Genomic DNA, 15,537 nt, shown 5'->3' on the forward strand with positions numbered 1-15,537 from the left:
GGCGGGCTCCCGCGCGGGCGCACCGATGGCCCACGCGCGCGTGCCCCGCGCGGCTACTCGACGCCTTCCTCCAGCCAGCCGAAGCTCTTCTCCACGGCCTTGCGCCAGTTGCCGTGCTCGCGGTCGCGCACCGACGCCTCCATCGCCGGAGTCCATTCCGCGTCCTTCTGCCAGTGGGACTTCAGCTCGTCGAGGTCGTTCCACACGCCCGTCGCGAGGCCGGCCGCGTAGGCGGCGCCCAGACAGGTGGTCTCGGACACCCGGGGCCGGATCACCGGCACCCCGAGGACGTCCGCCTGGTGCTGCATGAGCAGGTTGTTCTTGGTCATGCCGCCGTCGACCTTCAGCGTCGTGATCCGTACGCCCGAGTCCTGGTACATGGCGTCCACGACCTCGCGTGTCTGCCAGCTCGTGGCCTCCAGCACCGCGCGCGCGAGGTGGGCCTTGGTCACGTACCGGGTGAGCCCGGTGACGACCCCGCGCGCGTCCGAGCGCCAGTACGGGGCGAACAGACCGGAGAAGGCGGGCACGATGTAGGCGCCGCCGTTGTCCTCGACGCTCGCCGCCAGGGTCTCGATCTCGTCGGCGCTGCGGATGATCCCGAGCTGGTCGCGGAACCACTGGACCAGCGCGCCCGTTATCGCTATGGACCCCTCCAGGCAGTACACCGGCGCGTCGTCGCCGATCTTGTAGCCCATCGTCGTCAGCAGCCCGTTCTTGGACGGCACCGGCCGGTTGCCCGTGTTGAGCAGCAGGAAGCTGCCGGTGCCGTAGGTGTTCTTCGCGGTGCCGACGTCGTAGCAGGCCTGCCCGAACACAGCCGCCTGCTGGTCGCCCAGCGCCGAGGCCACGGGCACACCGTCGAGTTGGCCGACGGCGGTGCCGTACACCTCGGCGGAGGACCTGATCTCGGGCAGGACCGCCGGGGGCACGTTCATCGCGGAGAGGATGGAGGGATCCCACTGGAGGGTGTCGAGGTTCATCAGCATGGTGCGGCCGGCGTTCGTGACGTCGGTGACATGGCGGCCGCCGTCCGTGCCGCCGGTGAGGTTCCAGATCAGCCAGGAGTCGATCGTGCCGAAGGCGATCTCGCCGCGTTCGGCGCGCTCGCGCAGACCGGGCACGTTGTCCAGCAGCCAGGCCGCCTTGGGCCCGGAGAAGTAGCTGGCGAGAGGTAGCCCGGTCTGGTCGCGGAAGCGGTCCTGGCCGTCGGTGCCGCCCAGTTCGTGGCAGAGGGCGGCGGTTCGGGTGTCCTGCCAGACGATCGCGTTGTGGACGGGCTTGCCCGTGGCGCGGTCCCACAAGACTGTGGTCTCCCGCTGGTTGGTGATGCCGAGGGCACTGAGCTGGTCGGCGCGCAGCCCGGCCTTGGTGAGCGCGCCGGCCACCACGGCCTGCACCTTGGACCAGATCTCGGTGGCGTCGTGCTCCACCCAGCCCGGCTTGGGGAAGATCTGGCGGTGCTCGCGCTGGTCGACGGCGACGATCGCGCCGCCGTGGTCGAAGATGATGCAGCGGCTGGACGTGGTGCCCTGGTCGATGGCGGCGACGTACTTCTCGGCGATGTCCGTCATGGCTGTCCCTGGGTCGCTGGGTGGGGTCGCTGGATCAGAAGGCCGTGTTGTAGACGAGGCCCGCGAGCGCCCCGCCGATCAGCGGGCCGGCGACCGGGATCCAGGCGTAACCCCAGTCGGACGTGCCCTTGTTCGGGATCGGCAGGAAGGTGTGCACGATGCGCGGGCCGAGGTCACGCGCAGGGTTGACGGCGTAGCCGGTGGGCCCGCCGAGGGAGCAGCCGATGCCGACGACCAGCAGCGAGACGACCAGCACGGCGGTGCCGGACTCGCCGAGCCCCTTGGTCAGCCCCAGGGCGAGGATCGGCAGGACGAGCGCGATCGTCGCGATGATCTCGGTGACGAGGTTGGCGACCGGGTTCCGGATCTCCGGGATGGTGGAGAAGACGCCGAGGGTCGGCACCGGTCCGTCGGTGTCGTCGTCGCCCTCCTTGCGGACGTTGGCCTGGAACTGGGCGAGATACACGAGATAGGCGAGGACGGCGCCGAGCATGGCGCCGACCATCTGCCCCAGCAGATAGACCCAGACCTTGTCCCATTTCCCGGTGTCCACGGCGATGCCGATGGTGACCGCGGGGTTGAGCTGGCCACCGGAGAGGGGAGCGGCGGTGTACGCGCCCGCCAGCACGCCGAATCCCCAGCCGAACGCGATGACGATCCACCCCGAGGCGCGCGCCTTGGAATGTCTGAGGGTGACGGCGGCGCAGACACCGGCACCGAACAGGATCAGGATCGCGGTGCCGATGACTTCGCCGACGAATATGTCTCCGTTGCTCATGGCGGCTCCCTAGGCGCCGGCCGGGGCGATCGGCCCCGGCCCTCCGTGCAGGAACGGTTCCTTGGCGACTTCAGCCGAAGGCAGGGAGTGTCCGCGTCCCGCCCGGCGTCCGTGACGAGCGTGCCGTCGCAGCCGGATCGCCCTGGGAGAACGGGCCGTCGAGCAGGAGAAAGGCCCGTGGCGCGTGCCTGAATGCGCCGCGAATGTACGGCGATGTCGGCTGACACCCGGAAGTTTTCACCGGCGCCCCGGGGCCGTCAAGGTCGCCGACGGCAACGATGACAGCGGTTGCCTCGAGCCGGCGGCAACAGGCCGCCGCTACCCGCGAGCGAGGGATCAACGTCCCTCCGCTGAAGAGACGTTCAGCCGAACGGCTCGGCCGCCGCGTAGCCGGCCTGTGAGGGTGCCGGACCGGGACCGCGCCGGATCTCGTGCCCGGGCAGCCCCGCGCGCCCGAGGACCCAGCTGGCCCCTCTGAGTGCCTTGGCCGCCTTCTTCAGCGGAGCGAGGTGCGCTGCCGCCTGCCGGTGGTCCGCCACGCTGCCGGGCACGCACACGACGGTGGCCAGGGACAGCGTGACGGGACGGCCGTCCGCCGACCAGGGCGCGTCCAGCACGGCGGCCACCAGCGGATCGAGCGCCGCCTCCTCGGCCAGCACCAGAAAGTCGTCCCCTCCGATGTGGCCCACGCGCGCGGGCCCCGCCACGGCATCCTGGAGCGCCTGCCCCACCGAGCGGATCAGCTCGTCGCCCGCCGCGAACCCGGAGCCGTCGTTGACCTGTTTGAAGTGGTCGATGTCCAGCCAGCTCAGCGCGAAGGCCCGCCCGTCGGCGATGTGCCGGTCCACCTCGCCGGTGATGGCGTCCGAACCGGGCAGCCTGGTCAGCGGGTTGAGCCCGGCCGCCTCCTCCACCCGGGTCTCGGCCAGCGCCCGCACGAGGTCCGCGAGCCGTACGACACCCACGCAGCGGCCGTGACGGTCGACGACTGCGACGTCGTCCGAGGTGCGGTCACGGCCACCGATCGCCACGACGTCCAGCACTTCCCAGGCGGTGGCGTCGACCCCGACCGTGCGCGGCGGGTCGCCCAGTTTGAAGGCCGGCCGGTCCGCGTACAGGGCGTGTCCGTACCGGCCGGACATCGACAGCAGGAATCGCGACCGGTGCACCGACCGGACGGGGGCCCCGGCCTGGTCCACCAGCAGCACTCCGGAGATGTCCGGGGAACCGGTCAGCAGTGCCCGCACGTGCCCGGCCGAGACGGTCACCGGAAGAACGGCCGCGGGGCGGACGAACTCCCGGACCGACGGCCCGGACCGGGGCATCGCCACGGCACCGGGGGAGCGGGGCGGAACGTATACGTCCGCCGCCGGTATCCGGGCCGGTGGCGCGAACAGCTCGCCCTGCCCCAGCTGCGCTCCGGCCGACAGCGCGGCGTCGCACTGCAGCTCGGTCTCCACGCCCTCCACCGCCACCAGGGCGCCCAGTTGCTCGCAGAGCGTCCGCATGGCCCGCACCGCGGCCGGCCGGGACAGCAGCGAGGCGTCGAGCTTGACCAGGTCGGGACAGAGGTCGGTGAGCAGCCTGAGGGGTACGTCCCCGTCGCCGATGCCGTCCGCGCTGATCCGGAACCCCTGCTCACGCAGCGTGTGCACCGCCTCGAGCAGCGCGCGCTGCGGCACGTGCGTGTAGGGCGGCACGATGTCGAGGGTCACCTCCCACGGCATCCGGCCGGCTGCCCGTACGGCGTCGTGCAGCAGGGAGAGGCCGCCCAGGTCGGCCAGCGTGGCCGCGAACACGTTCAGGTGCAGGGGCAGCAGCGTCTCCTTGCGCGTCGCCGCACGGAGCGCCAACACGGCCAGCTTTCCGTCGAGTTCGGGGTCACGGCGGGCTTCGGCCAGGATGTCGCCGGTCTCCGGGCGGGCGAGTATCTCCAGTGCGGCGATCGCGCCGGTCGTCAGATTGACCACCGGCTGGAAGGCGAAGCGGAGAGTATCCGTCCAGGAGCGCACGGGAGCATGATGGCGCCACGCGCGTACGCCCAGGGGCAGTTCATAAGACGTTCACGCAGGATTCCGAGGTGGTCACACAGCGTGGACAACCCCAGGAGTCCCGCTCGTCGCAGCGCCCCCGTCGGGGCCCCGCTCACCGCACCGCGACGACCGACGATCCGTGCCCGAACAGTCCCTGGTTCGCCGTGATCCCCACGCTCGCCCCGGCCACCTGCCGGTCGCCCGCGGAACCTCTCAACTGCCAGGTCACCTCACAGACCTGAGCGATCGCCTGGGCCGGCACGGCCTCACCGAAGGAGGCCAGACCGCCACTGGTGTTGACGGGTATGCGGCCGCCGGGAGCTGTCGCGCCCTCCCGCAGAAGCTTCGCGCCCTCGCCCTCGCCGCACAGCCCAAGGTCCTCGTACCACTGCAGTTCCAGCGCCGTCGACAGGTCGTACACCTCGGCCAGGGACAGGTCCTCGGGGCCGATCCCCGCCTCCTCGTAGGCGGCGCGGGCGATGGACGTCCGGAAGGTCTCGTCCGGGGGCTCCACGGTGGCCGCGGAGTCGGTGGCGATGTCCGGCAGATCCAGCACCGTGTTCGGAAAGCGCGGCGTCACCGTCGACACCGCCCGGATCCGCACCGGCCGCGCCACCCCGTGCCGGCGCGCGAAGTCCAGGCTCGACAGCACCAGCGCGGCGCCGCCGTCGGAGGTCGCGCAGATGTCGAGCAGCCGCAGGGGATCGGCGACCACCGCCGAGGCCGCGACGTCCTCGGCCGTGACCCGCCTGCGGTAGCGCGCGTACGGATTCAGCGCCCCCAGGGCGGCGTTCTTCACCTTGACCCGTGCGAAGTCCTCCAGGGTGTCGCCGTGCACGGCCATTCTCCGGCGCGCGTACAGGCCGAAGTACGCGGGGTTCGTCGCGCCCAGCAGCCGGAAGCGCAGCCAGTCCGGATCGTCGGGGCGATCCCCGCCTGCGGGCCGGAAGAACCCCTTGGGCGCGGCGTCCGCCCCCACCACGAGCACGACGTCGGCGAGCCCCGCGAGGATCTGCGCCCGTGCGGTCGCGACGGCCTGCGCACCGGAGGCGCACGCCGCGTACACACTCGCGACCCTGGCGCCCTGCCAGCCCAGGGCCTTGGCGAACGTGGCCCCCGACACGTATCCCGGATATCCGCCACGCACCGTGTCCGCGCCGACGATCGAACCGATCTCCGTCCAGTCGAGTCCGGCGTCCGCGAGCGCCGCGCGGGCCGCCGCCGTCCCGTACTCGACGAAGCCGCGTCCCCACTTGCCCCATGGATGCATGCCCACACCGAGCACCGCCACGTCCGCTGTCATGTCCGCACTCCCGTCGGCCGCCAGTTCTAGACCGTCCAGGTCGTCTCCGCGTCCTCGTGGAGCAGTCCGGAGACGGCCTCCACCTCCATGCCCACCGCCAGATCGGCGACGGTGACCCCGGGAGCTGCCTGCCCCAGCACCACGATCCGCTCGGCCTCCAGCTCCACAGCGATCAACGCGTACGGTTCCCACGGAAGTTCCGGATTGCTCACATAGGGTGACGGAGGGCGATACCGACTGTCGGTGTACGACCAGATCCGGCCCCTGTGCGACAGCGGAACCTCCTCCAGGCGGCCGCCCGTGCAGCGGGGATTGCGGCAGTGGACGTCCTCGCGCGGGAAGAAGACCGTGGCGCAGGACGCGCAGCGGGTGCCGAGAAGCCGGAAGGCGTTCCCGTCGCCGGTGAACCACCCGACGACCGACGGCGTACGAATGCGTGACAACGTTCCTCCCGACACAGATATCTGACGGAGCGTCAGAAGTCTGCCACGGGCCACCGGAAATGTGCAGGCCGTACCGGCGAACCAGGCGGCGCCTCCTGGCGTCGTGGTAACGGGAGGGGCTGCCGGGGCCGACGGGGGGCCGGCAGCCCCTCCGGATCACGATCGTCTCGTGGCGCCGCACTGGCGGAAGACGTCGTTCCTCTGATCGGATACAGTCCGCGCGTGTCCGAAATTCAGCACCCAATTGCCAACTCCGCGCCTGACTCCCACTGTTCGAGCTGCGGAGCGCCCTATGGAGAGGGCATCTCCGGCTGGCCGCGCACCTGCCCGTCCTGCGGAGCCGTGGCCTACCGCAATCCGCTGCCCGTCGCGATCGCGCTGCAGCCCGTGTACGACACCAAGGGCACGGCCCTGGTCGTCATCACCCGAACCATCGAACCCGCGCGCGGCGGCATCGCGCTGCCCGGTGGCTTCATCGACGACCGGGAGGACTGGAAGCAGGCCGTCGTCCGTGAGCTCAAGGAGGAGACGGGCATCGACGCCGCCACCCGCGACGTGCGGCTCGTGGACGCCATGAGCTCACCGGACGGGCACCTGCTGCTGTTCGGAGCCCTCCCGGAACGCCCCGTCGAAGGGCTGCCGGTGTCGGCCGCGACCCACGAGACCGAGGGCTGGCAGCTGCTGCGCAGGCCCGAGGAACTCGCCTTCCCGCTGCACACCGTTGCGGTGCGGGCGTGGTTCGAGGGCCGGTACTGAGCCCCGGCGCTCAGCCGAGGCCCCGGACGCGCACCGGGTAGGACGGTTCGGCCGCGCCGTTCTCCCCCTCCCGGGTGACCACCACCTGCCGGCCCTGCCGCCGGGCGACGTAGCGTTCGACCTCCGGTTCGTCCCAGCCGTCGCCCGCGTCCGGCACCACCAGCCCGCCCCCGGTCCGTCCCAGGGCGGGCGCCCACACCTCCAGCTCGAGCCCGCCGTCCGCGCCCCGCACCGGGACGACCGCACCCGCGCGCGCGAGCACCGGGATCCGCGACAGCGGCGCGTCCACCAGCACCTGCGCCGGACCCTCGTAAGCCTGCTCCGTCACCGTGTCGTACCAGCGGCCCCGAGGCAGCTGCACCGCACGCCGGTCGGCCCCTGGGTCCAGGACCGGTGCCACGAGGAAACTGTCGCCGAGCAGGAACGCGTCCCCGCGGTCGCGTAGCGCGCGGTCCTCCGGCGCCCCCCACCACAGCGGCCGCACATAAGGAGCACCGGTCCGCCGGGCCAGATGGGCCAGCGTGACGAAGTACGGGAGCAGACGCCGGCGCTCGAGCAGCGCCCCGCGCGCGTGCTCCAGTACCTGCGGGCCGAACTCCCACGGCTCCCTGCGCCCGGCCCGCACACTCGCGTGCGTCCGGAACAGCGGCAGGTAGGCGCCGAGCTGGAACCACCGCAGATACAGCTCCGGCGACGGACTCCCGTCGAAACCGCCCACGTCCGGACCCGAGTACGGCACCCCGCACAGACCGAGCCCCAGCACCAGTGACAGCGAGGCCCGCAACCCCGGCCAGCCCGTCGCCACGTCCCCCGACCACGTGCCTCCGTAGCGCTGCATGCCCGCCCAGCCGGACCGCGAGAACACGAACGGACGCTCCTCGGGGGACAGCTCGCGCAGCCCCTCGTAGCCCGCCCGGGCCATGCAGAGCGCGTACAGGTTGTGCGCCTCACGATGGTCGCCGCCGCGCCCCTCCAAGGCGTGCCGGGCCGAGCGAGGCAGAGTGCGCTCACCGAACGCGCTGAACGAGGTCGGCTCGTTCATGTCGTGCCAGAACCCCGCGAAGCCCTGCCCCAGCCGCTCCCCGTAGAGCCCGCCCCACCACGCGCGCACGTGCGCGTCCGTGAAATCGGGGAAGACCGACTCGCCGGCCCACACCTCGCCGCGCACGGTCCGCCCGGAGGCGTCCCGCACGAAGGCGTCCACGGCCGACCCGCTGTCGTACACCGCGTTGCCCGGCGACGCCTTCACCGCCGGATCGACGATCGACACCAGCCGAACCCCGTCCCGGCGCAACTCCTCGGCGAGCACCGGAAGCTTGGGGAAGCGCTCCTGGTCGACGGTGAACACCTGATGGTCGTCGTAGTGGTCGATGTCCAGGTGGACGGCGTCCAGCGGCAGACCGTGCTCCTGATAGCCCGCGACGATCCGGCGGACCTCCTGCTCGCTGCCGAAACCCCACCGCGCGTGATGGTGCCCCAGCGCCCACGCCGGCGGCAGCGCGGGCGCTCCCGTCAACGAGGCCCACGCGTGCAGCACGCGCGCGGGGGTGCCCACCATCACCCAGCAGCGCAACGGACCGCCGTCCATCCGCACCTCGCACAGCCCCGCCCGGTCGTGACCGGACCCGGCGCCCTCCTCGCCCTCCCGCAGGGTCACCGTGCCGTCCCAGGAGGTGTCGTGGAACACCAGGTGCGTCGCGGCGTCGGCCACCACCAGCTGCACCGGCATGGTCAGATACAGCGGATCGTCGTCGGGGCCGAACGCATGCCCCGGATCGGTGTTCCACAGCCGGTACCTGCCGTCCCGCAGCCGGGGCCCGGACGCGCGCCCGCCGAGCCCGAAGAACCGGGCGTCCGCCGCCACCTCGGACCGCTGCATCCATCGCGCCGTACCCCCGCCCACCGGCTCCCACCAACGCGGCGGCAGGTCCCGGCGCAGCATCACCCCGCCGGGCGTGCGCACCTCCACCGCGCCGTGCTGGGAGACGGCCACCGTCACCCGCTCGGCCACGACCCGCCAGCCGCCGTCCTTGTCGGGCTCCAGGATCGCCCGCGGATCCGGCTCGGGACAGGCGCCGGCCAGCGCGTACGAGGGCTCGGGATCCGCTCCGTCCCAGCCCCAGAAGACGGCCCCGTTGACCGTGACGATGATCTTCAGCTCGGACCGGTCGAATCGGATCAGGCCGCCCCCGGGACCCGGCTCGGTCTCCCGTACCTGACCGGGGACTCGTGCGCGCTCGGCACCTCGAGGCGGCAGCCCCGCGGCATCGATCCGCCTCCTGCGCCACGCGGCGCGAACGGTACGCAACCCCTGAGCCGCCCTTCCCGAACCGACCCCACCCATCGAACCCATCAGGTCACGACCGTCCATACTGCTCACCCTGCCACTGAGCGCTCCACGCGCGCGTGCCGTTCAACTGCCGTTCACCCGTGCCGGGACCACATCTTCACGACACGGATTATGTGGGGCGCGCCCTGGTGTAGAAGTCGATCACATGGCATCGTCCGTGTCAGCCGCGTCACGCGCACACCCCAGCCCGTGCGCGGACCGACGCCCACGACGCGCACAGCCGGGAGCCGCCCCATGTCGACCGCGAACCCCCAGCCGCTCTGGCAGCCCGATCCCGAGCGTATCGCCCAGGCCCGCATCACCCGGTTCCAGGCATGGGCCGCCGAGCGCCACGGCGCCCCCGCCGAGGGTGGCTACCCGGCCCTGCACCGGTGGTCCGTCGACGAGCTGGACACCTTCTGGAAGGCCGTCACGGAGTGGTTCGACGTCCGCTTCTCGACGCCGTACGCACACGTGCTCGGTGACCGGTCGATGCCCGGCGCTCAGTGGTTCCCCGAAGCCGCCCTCAACTACGCCGAGCACGCCCTGCGCGCCGTCGCCGACCGACCGGACGAACCGGCCCTCCTGTACGTCGACGAGACCCATGAGCCGCGCCCGGTGACCTGGACCGAGCTGCGCCGTCAGGTGGGCTCCCTGGCCGCCGAACTGCGCGCCCTCGGCGTACGCCCCGGCGACCGCGTCAGCGGCTATCTCCCGAACATCCCCGAGGCCGTCGTCGCCCTCCTCGCCACCGCCGCCGTGGGCGCCGTGTGGACCTCCTGTGCCCCCGACTTCGGTGCCCGGAGCGTCCTCGACCGCTTCCAGCAGGTCGAACCCGTCGTCCTGTTCACCGTGGACGGCTACCGGTACGGCGGCAAGGAGCACGACCGCCGGGAGATCGTCGCCGAGCTGCGCCGCGAGCTGCCGACGCTGCGCGCCGTCGTCCACATCCCGCAGTTGGGCACCGAGGCACCCCAGGGCGCCCTCGAATGGTCGGCCCTGACGGCCGCGGACACGGAGCCCGTCTTCGAGCAGGTGCCCTTCGACCACCCGCTGTGGGTGCTGTACTCCTCCGGTACGACCGGCCTGCCCAAGGCCATCGTCCAGTCCCAGGGCGGCATCCTCGTCGAGCACCTCAAGCAGCTCGGCCTGCACTGCGACCTCGGCCCCGAGGATCGTTTTTTCTGGTACACGTCGACCGGCTGGATGATGTGGAACTTCCTCGTCTCCGGTCTGCTCACGGGCACGACGATCGTCCTGTACGACGGCAGCCCCGGCTACCCCGACACCGGGGCCCAGTGGCGGGTCGCCGAACGCACCGGAACCACCCTCTACGGCACCTCGGCCGCCTACGTCATGGCCTGCCGCAAGGCCGGTGTGCACCCCTCCCGCGACTTCGACCTCTCGAAGGTCCAGTGCGTGGCCACCACCGGCTCGCCGCTTCCCCCCGACGGGTTCCGATGGCTGCACGACGAGGTCCGCGAGGACCTGTGGATCGCCTCCGTCAGCGGCGGCACCGACGTCTGCTCCTGCTTCGCGGGAGCCGTGCCGACCCTGCCGGTGTACACCGGCGAACTCCAGGCGCCCGGCCTCGGCACCGACCTGCAGTCCTGGGACCCGAGCGGCAAGCCCCTGGTCGACGAGGTGGGTGAGCTGGTCGTCACCAACCCCATGCCGTCGATGCCGATCCGCTTCTGGAACGACCCCGACGGCAGCCGCTACCACGACAGTTACTTCGACACCTACCCCGGAGTGTGGCGCCACGGCGACTGGATCACCCTCACCTCGCGGGGGTCCGTGATCATCCACGGACGTTCGGACTCCACCCTCAACCGGCAGGGCGTACGCATGGGGTCGGCAGACATCTACGAGGTGGTCGAGCGCCTGCCCGAGATCAAGGAGTCCCTGGTCGTCGGCATCGAGCAGCCGGACGGGGGCTACTGGATGCCGCTGTTCGTCCACCTGGTAGCGGGTGCCGCCCTCGACGACGCGCTCGTGGACCGCATCAAGCGGACCATCCGCGAGCAGCTCTCGCCCCGTCACCTGCCCGACGAGATCATCGAGGTCCCCGGCGTCCCGCACACCCTCACCGGCAAGCGCATCGAGGTGCCGGTCAAGCGCCTTCTGCAGGGCACCCCGTTGGAGAAGGCGGTCAATCCCGGTTCCATCGACAACCTCGACCTCATCGGCTTCTTCGAGGAACTCGCCCGCAAGCGCGCCTGACGCCCGAGGGCCTCACCCTCCGACAGGTGGCCTCGGACTCGCCCGGCAAGACGGCGAAGTCCGAGGCCGCGCACGGCCTCGGCCGGCCGCAGCCCTGCCGTGGAGACGTGGAGATACGGACCAAGGGTCCGGAGTCCAGCCGGAACCAGGCCCAGGCCACCCCCCCCACCAGCCGTACGACCACGCGGCCGCCGCCCACCGCAGGCCCGTCCCCTGAAACTTGCTGAGCGTCCACACGTGCACCCGGCGGGCAAGTCCCGCGCCGGTCACCGTGTTCGGCGCCACCATCGCCCTGACCTGCGAAATCCAGCACCAGCTGGTCCACGACCGACTTCGCCGGACCCCGTTGTCAGTGCTGCCGGTTACGGTGAGTGAGCATTGATCGACCGTGCACAAGGGGGAAACATGGCGCACACCGACCAGCAGACCATGCGACGCGTCCTGCACCGCGAGATCGCCGGCACTGTCGGCCTGCTCACCGACGAGCACGACTTCCGCGCGATGCGGCGCTACAGCAGCTTCACCTTCGACGACCACGCGACCTACCTCCGGCAGGTGGAGACCGTCCTCAAAACGCGCGCCGCGCAGGGCAGCCACACCACACTCGCGCTCTTCGACCCCGAGGAGTTCGCCGAGTTCTGCGCGGACACCGGCCTCGACCCGGAAGCACCGGGCACCCGCAGCCGCTTCACCGCGGAACTCGCGGCCACCGGCCCCACCATCCCCTACGACGGTGCCCCGCTCACCGCACTCCTGCCTGCCCTCGTCGACGAAGCCGTACGACAGGCCACCTGGGAGTACGCGACCACCCTCCTGACCCACCTCGGACCCTGCCCCACCTGCGGCGAGGACATCGGCCGGGCGGCCTTCATCCGCGCGGCCGACCTCCTGGCCCGCATCCTCGACACCGCACCACCCGGCGACCGCCACCTCGTCTGCAGCGTCTCCGGATCACCCGAAATCCTCGTCTCCGTCCTCCACGCGGACGCGGGCAGCGACGCCACCGCCGAACTGGACGAGGCCGAAGCACTCGAATTCACCAGCGTCCTCGCCCTCGGCCTGGCCACCCACAGCCCGGGCGGACTCGTCATGCGCACCAGCGCCCCCGACGTCCCCGACCGCGTCCAGGGCTGGCGACTGCGCGCCGGCGAACTCGAACCGCTCACCGCCTCCGAGGTCTTCGACGCCTACTGCACCGACGCAGAAACCGGTGACCTCGTCTCACCCGAGTCCGGCGTCGACTATTGCGCACCCCCCGACCTCGGAGAGGAGAGCAAGAAGCCCGGACACGGCCACTGAACACGCGAGGGGCGCCCCACCCGAAGGCGGGGCGCCCCTGAAGCCGACCACCGGTACGACCGTGCGTGCGCAACGAACCGTGCGACGCGCCTACTCGCCGGAGAGCACCGCCTGCGCCGCGACCCGCGCCTCCTCGGCGCTGTCCACCGCACGCGCCGCCGACGCCGCCCGCTCGCACTGCGCGAGCGTGTACTTCGCCAGAGTCGCCCGGACATAGGGAATCGACGCCGCACCCATGGACAGGGAGGTGACCCCCAGACCCGTCAGCACGCAGGCAAGCAACGGGTCGGACGCGGCCTCACCGCACACGCCACAGCTCTTGCCCTCGGCTTTGGCCGCCTCCGCGGACATCGCGACCAGGTCGAGCAGCGCGGGCTGCCACGGGTCCTGGAGCCGCGAGACCGCACCCACCTGCCGGTCCGCGGCGAACGTGTACTGCGCGAGGTCGTTCGTGCCCAGAGACACGAACTCGACCTCCTGCAGGATCGAACGCGCCCGCAGCGCGGCCGACGGAATCTCCACCATCGCGCCGAACTTCGCCCGCAGCCCGGCCTCCCTGCAGGCGTCCGCAAACGCCTTGGCGTCCGTACGGTCCGCCACCATGGGCGCCATGACCTCGAGATAGACGGGCAGCCCCTCGGCGGCCTTCGCCAGCGCGGTCAGCTGCGTCCGCAGCACCTCCGGGTGGTCCAGCAGGGTCCGCAGACCTCGCACACCGAGCGCCGGGTTCGGCTCGTCCGCCGGCGTCAGGAACTCCAGCGGTTTGTCCGCACCCGCGTCCAGCACACGGACCACGACACGACCCTCGGGGAAGGCCTCCAGCACCTGCCGGTACGCCGAGACCTGCTTCTCCTCGGACGGCGCGTTCTCGCTGTCGTCCAGGAACAGGAACTCGGTCCGGAACAGACCGACGCCCTCGGCCCCGGCCTCCACGGCCGCCGGCACGTCCGCCGGACCGCCCACGTTGGCCAGCAGCGGCACCTTGTGCCCGTCGGCCGTGGCACCCGGACCCGTCGACGCGGCCAGAGCAGCCTTGCGCTCGGCAGCCGCGGCCTCCAGCTGCGCCTTCCGCTCCTCGCTCGGGTTGACGAAGATGTCACCTGTGCTGCCGTCGACGGCGATCACCGTGCCCTCGGCCAGCTCACCGGCACCCGGCAGTGCCACGACGGCGGGTACGCCCAGCGCACGCGCCAGGATCGCGCTGTGACTGGTCGGCCCACCCTCCTCGGTCACGAAACCGAGCACCAGCGTCGGGTCCAGCAGTGCGGTGTCGGCCGGGGCCAGGTCACGGGCGACGAGCACATAGGGCTGGTCACTGTCCGGGACACCCGGCATCGGGACCCCGAGCAGCCGGGCGACGATTCGGTTCCGCACGTCATCGAGGTCCGCCACGCGGCCGGCGAGGTACTCACCGGCGGCGGCCAGCAGCTCGCGGTAGGACGCGAACGCGTCGTACACGGCGCGCTCGGCCGTGCTGCCGACGGCGACCCGCCGATCCACGTCAGCCATCAGCTCGGGATCCTGGGCCATCAAGGCCTGTGCCTCGAGCACGGCCTGTGCCTCGCCGCCCGCCAGATTGCCCCGCGCCATCAGATCGGCAGCCACCGCGTCCACAGCCTGGCGAGCCCGCCCCTGCTCGCGCTCCGCGTCCTCGGCCGGGATCTGTTTGGCCGGCGGCTCGAGCACCGCCGTCCCCATGTGCCTGACCTCGCCGATCGCCACACCGTGGCTCACGCCGACGCCTCGCAGCGTTGTCTCCATCTCACCCGTCTCCGATAGTGCGGCGGGTCCCGCCGCCGCGTGGTTGTCCTGTATGCCGTCGTACGACGGCACGGCGATCAGTTCCAGGAGAAGAGGCTGTCGCCCGTCTTCACGTCACCGCTGTCGACGACGGAGGAGAGGGACTCGGCCGTGGCCTCGAGCGCCACGATCGGGCACACCGGCGACTTGCCCGCGGCCTCCACCGCGGCGGGGTCCCAGCGGACGATGCTCTGACCACGCACCACGGTGTCGCCCTTGTTGACGAGCAGCTCGAAGCCCTCACCGTTGAGCTGGACGGTGTCGATACCGAGGTGGACCAGCACGCCGTGACCGCTCGCGTCGACCACGACGAAGGCGTGCGGGTGCAGGGAAACGATGACACCGTCCACGGGCGCCACGGCCTCGGAACGCTCACGCGCGGGATCGATCGCGGTGCCCGGGCCGACCATGGCCCCGGAGAAGACCGGATCCGGCACGGCGGCCAGTCCGATGGCACGTCCGGCAAGAGGGGACGTCACGGTGGTCATGGGAAGCCTCCCAAGGAGTGGAGCTGCATATGGGCTGTCACTACCTGTCCCGACGGCGTACTGAGCAGCAGCGTATGACAGATGAAGTGGCGGTTCCGTATGGAAGCTACCAGCTGGTGGTCTAGACCACCAGCCTCGTCGATTTGCACGTGCTCCAAGCCCGCGTGTACAGTCGTACTCCTGCTGAGGGCGAGCGGCGCGAAAGTGTGCTCCCTCAACAGCACCCAAAGTTATCGGATCCTATCTCGGGGTCACCTTCTGCATGTCCGCAGGATGGTGGTCAGAGAGACGGAAAAAGCCTGATAGATTTGGGACCGCCGGAAAGGGAAACGCGAGAGCGAAAACCTGGAAAGCGCCGAGGAAATCGGATCGAGAAAAGGTCTGATAGAGTCGGAAACGCAAGATCGAAGGGAAGCGCCCGGAGGAAAGCCCGAGAGGGTGAGTACAAAGGAAGCGACCGTTCCTTGAGAACTCAACAGCGTGCCAAAAATCAACGCCAGATATGTTGATA

General features: G+C 71.1%; 12 protein-coding genes. 3 read left to right on the plus strand and 9 right to left on the minus strand.

The features are described from left to right. Nucleotides 1-53: 53 nt before the first annotated feature. From glpK to ACWD5D_RS28435, 5 genes are all read right to left on the minus strand, one after another. Nucleotides 54-1,574: a glycerol kinase GlpK gene (gene glpK, locus ACWD5D_RS28415; RefSeq protein WP_451375594.1), complete on the minus strand. Its 1,521-nt coding sequence runs from the start codon at nt 1,572-1,574 to the stop codon at nt 54-56. Between the two features lie 34 nt (nt 1,575-1,608). Beyond that, nucleotides 1,609-2,352: an MIP/aquaporin family protein gene (locus tag ACWD5D_RS28420; RefSeq protein WP_451375595.1), complete on the minus strand. Its 744-nt coding sequence runs from the start codon at nt 2,350-2,352 to the stop codon at nt 1,609-1,611. Between the two features lie 362 nt (nt 2,353-2,714). After that, nucleotides 2,715-4,364, minus strand: coding sequence for an EAL domain-containing protein (locus ACWD5D_RS28425; protein WP_451375596.1), 1,650 nt, complete (start codon nt 4,362-4,364; stop codon nt 2,715-2,717). Between the two features lie 133 nt (nt 4,365-4,497). Further along, nucleotides 4,498-5,688 carry a lipid-transfer protein gene (locus ACWD5D_RS28430; protein WP_451375597.1) on the minus strand — a complete coding sequence of 397 codons (1,191 nt, stop codon included), beginning with the start codon at nt 5,686-5,688 and terminating at the stop codon, nt 4,498-4,500. Between the two features lie 26 nt (nt 5,689-5,714). Then, nucleotides 5,715-6,131, minus strand: a complete 417-nt coding sequence (locus ACWD5D_RS28435; protein ID WP_451375598.1) for a Zn-ribbon domain-containing OB-fold protein — start codon at nt 6,129-6,131, stop codon at nt 5,715-5,717. Between the two features lie 222 nt (nt 6,132-6,353). On the opposite strand from ACWD5D_RS28435, the gene ACWD5D_RS28440 reads away from it, so the two are divergent. After that, complete coding sequence (locus ACWD5D_RS28440) at nt 6,354-6,887, plus strand: NUDIX domain-containing protein (protein WP_451375599.1); 534 nt, start codon at nt 6,354-6,356, stop codon at nt 6,885-6,887. A 10-nt stretch (nt 6,888-6,897) separates the two neighbouring features. On the opposite strand, the gene ACWD5D_RS28445 is transcribed toward ACWD5D_RS28440, so the two are convergent. After that, nucleotides 6,898-9,258, minus strand: coding sequence for a glycoside hydrolase family 31 protein (locus tag ACWD5D_RS28445; RefSeq protein ID WP_451375600.1), 2,361 nt, complete (start codon nt 9,256-9,258; stop codon nt 6,898-6,900). 213 nt (nt 9,259-9,471) lie between these two features. Between ACWD5D_RS28445 and ACWD5D_RS28450 the strand changes: the two genes are divergently transcribed. Continuing rightward, complete coding sequence (locus ACWD5D_RS28450) at nt 9,472-11,439, plus strand: acetoacetate--CoA ligase (RefSeq protein ID WP_451375601.1); 1,968 nt, start codon at nt 9,472-9,474, stop codon at nt 11,437-11,439. Nucleotides 11,440-11,844: 405 nt separating this feature from the next. Further along, nucleotides 11,845-12,738, plus strand: a complete 894-nt coding sequence (locus ACWD5D_RS28455; protein WP_451375602.1) for a hypothetical protein — start codon at nt 11,845-11,847, stop codon at nt 12,736-12,738. Between the two features lie 90 nt (nt 12,739-12,828). Here the strand turns inward: ACWD5D_RS28455 and ptsP are convergent, their stop codons facing one another. The 3 genes from ptsP to ACWD5D_RS28470 all read right to left on the minus strand — a co-directional run. Then, entirely contained in the window at nt 12,829-14,499 is a 1,671-nt protein-coding gene (ptsP, locus tag ACWD5D_RS28460) for a phosphoenolpyruvate--protein phosphotransferase (protein WP_451375603.1), read from the minus strand. A 77-nt stretch (nt 14,500-14,576) separates the two neighbouring features. Next, complete coding sequence (locus tag ACWD5D_RS28465; protein WP_451375604.1) at nt 14,577-15,026, minus strand: PTS sugar transporter subunit IIA; 450 nt, start codon at nt 15,024-15,026, stop codon at nt 14,577-14,579. Nucleotides 15,027-15,277: 251 nt separating this feature from the next. Continuing rightward, nucleotides 15,278-15,537: hypothetical protein (locus ACWD5D_RS28470; protein ID WP_451375605.1), on the minus strand; the 260-nt coding region annotated here is incomplete at its 5' end.

This window comes from Streptomyces sp. NPDC002520, from assembly GCF_053595235.1.

Bases quoted from the DNA above. Each gene is read 5' to 3' on its own strand.
- glpK (WP_451375594.1), bottom strand. From the start codon at position 1,574: ATGACGGACATCGCCGAGAAGTACGTCGCCGCCATCGACCAGGGCACC.
- ACWD5D_RS28450 (WP_451375601.1), top strand. From the start codon at position 9,472: ATGTCGACCGCGAACCCCCAGCCGCTCTGGCAGCCCGATCCCGAGCGT.
- ACWD5D_RS28455 (WP_451375602.1), top strand. From the start codon at position 11,845: ATGGCGCACACCGACCAGCAGACCATGCGACGCGTCCTGCACCGCGAG.
- ACWD5D_RS28445 (WP_451375600.1), bottom strand. From the start codon at position 9,258: ATGGACGGTCGTGACCTGATGGGTTCGATGGGTGGGGTCGGTTCGGGA.
- ACWD5D_RS28420 (WP_451375595.1), bottom strand. From the start codon at position 2,352: ATGAGCAACGGAGACATATTCGTCGGCGAAGTCATCGGCACCGCGATC.
- ptsP (WP_451375603.1), bottom strand. From the start codon at position 14,499: ATGGAGACAACGCTGCGAGGCGTCGGCGTGAGCCACGGTGTGGCGATC.
- ACWD5D_RS28465 (WP_451375604.1), bottom strand. From the start codon at position 15,026: ATGACCACCGTGACGTCCCCTCTTGCCGGACGTGCCATCGGACTGGCC.
- ACWD5D_RS28430 (WP_451375597.1), bottom strand. From the start codon at position 5,688: ATGACAGCGGACGTGGCGGTGCTCGGTGTGGGCATGCATCCATGGGGC.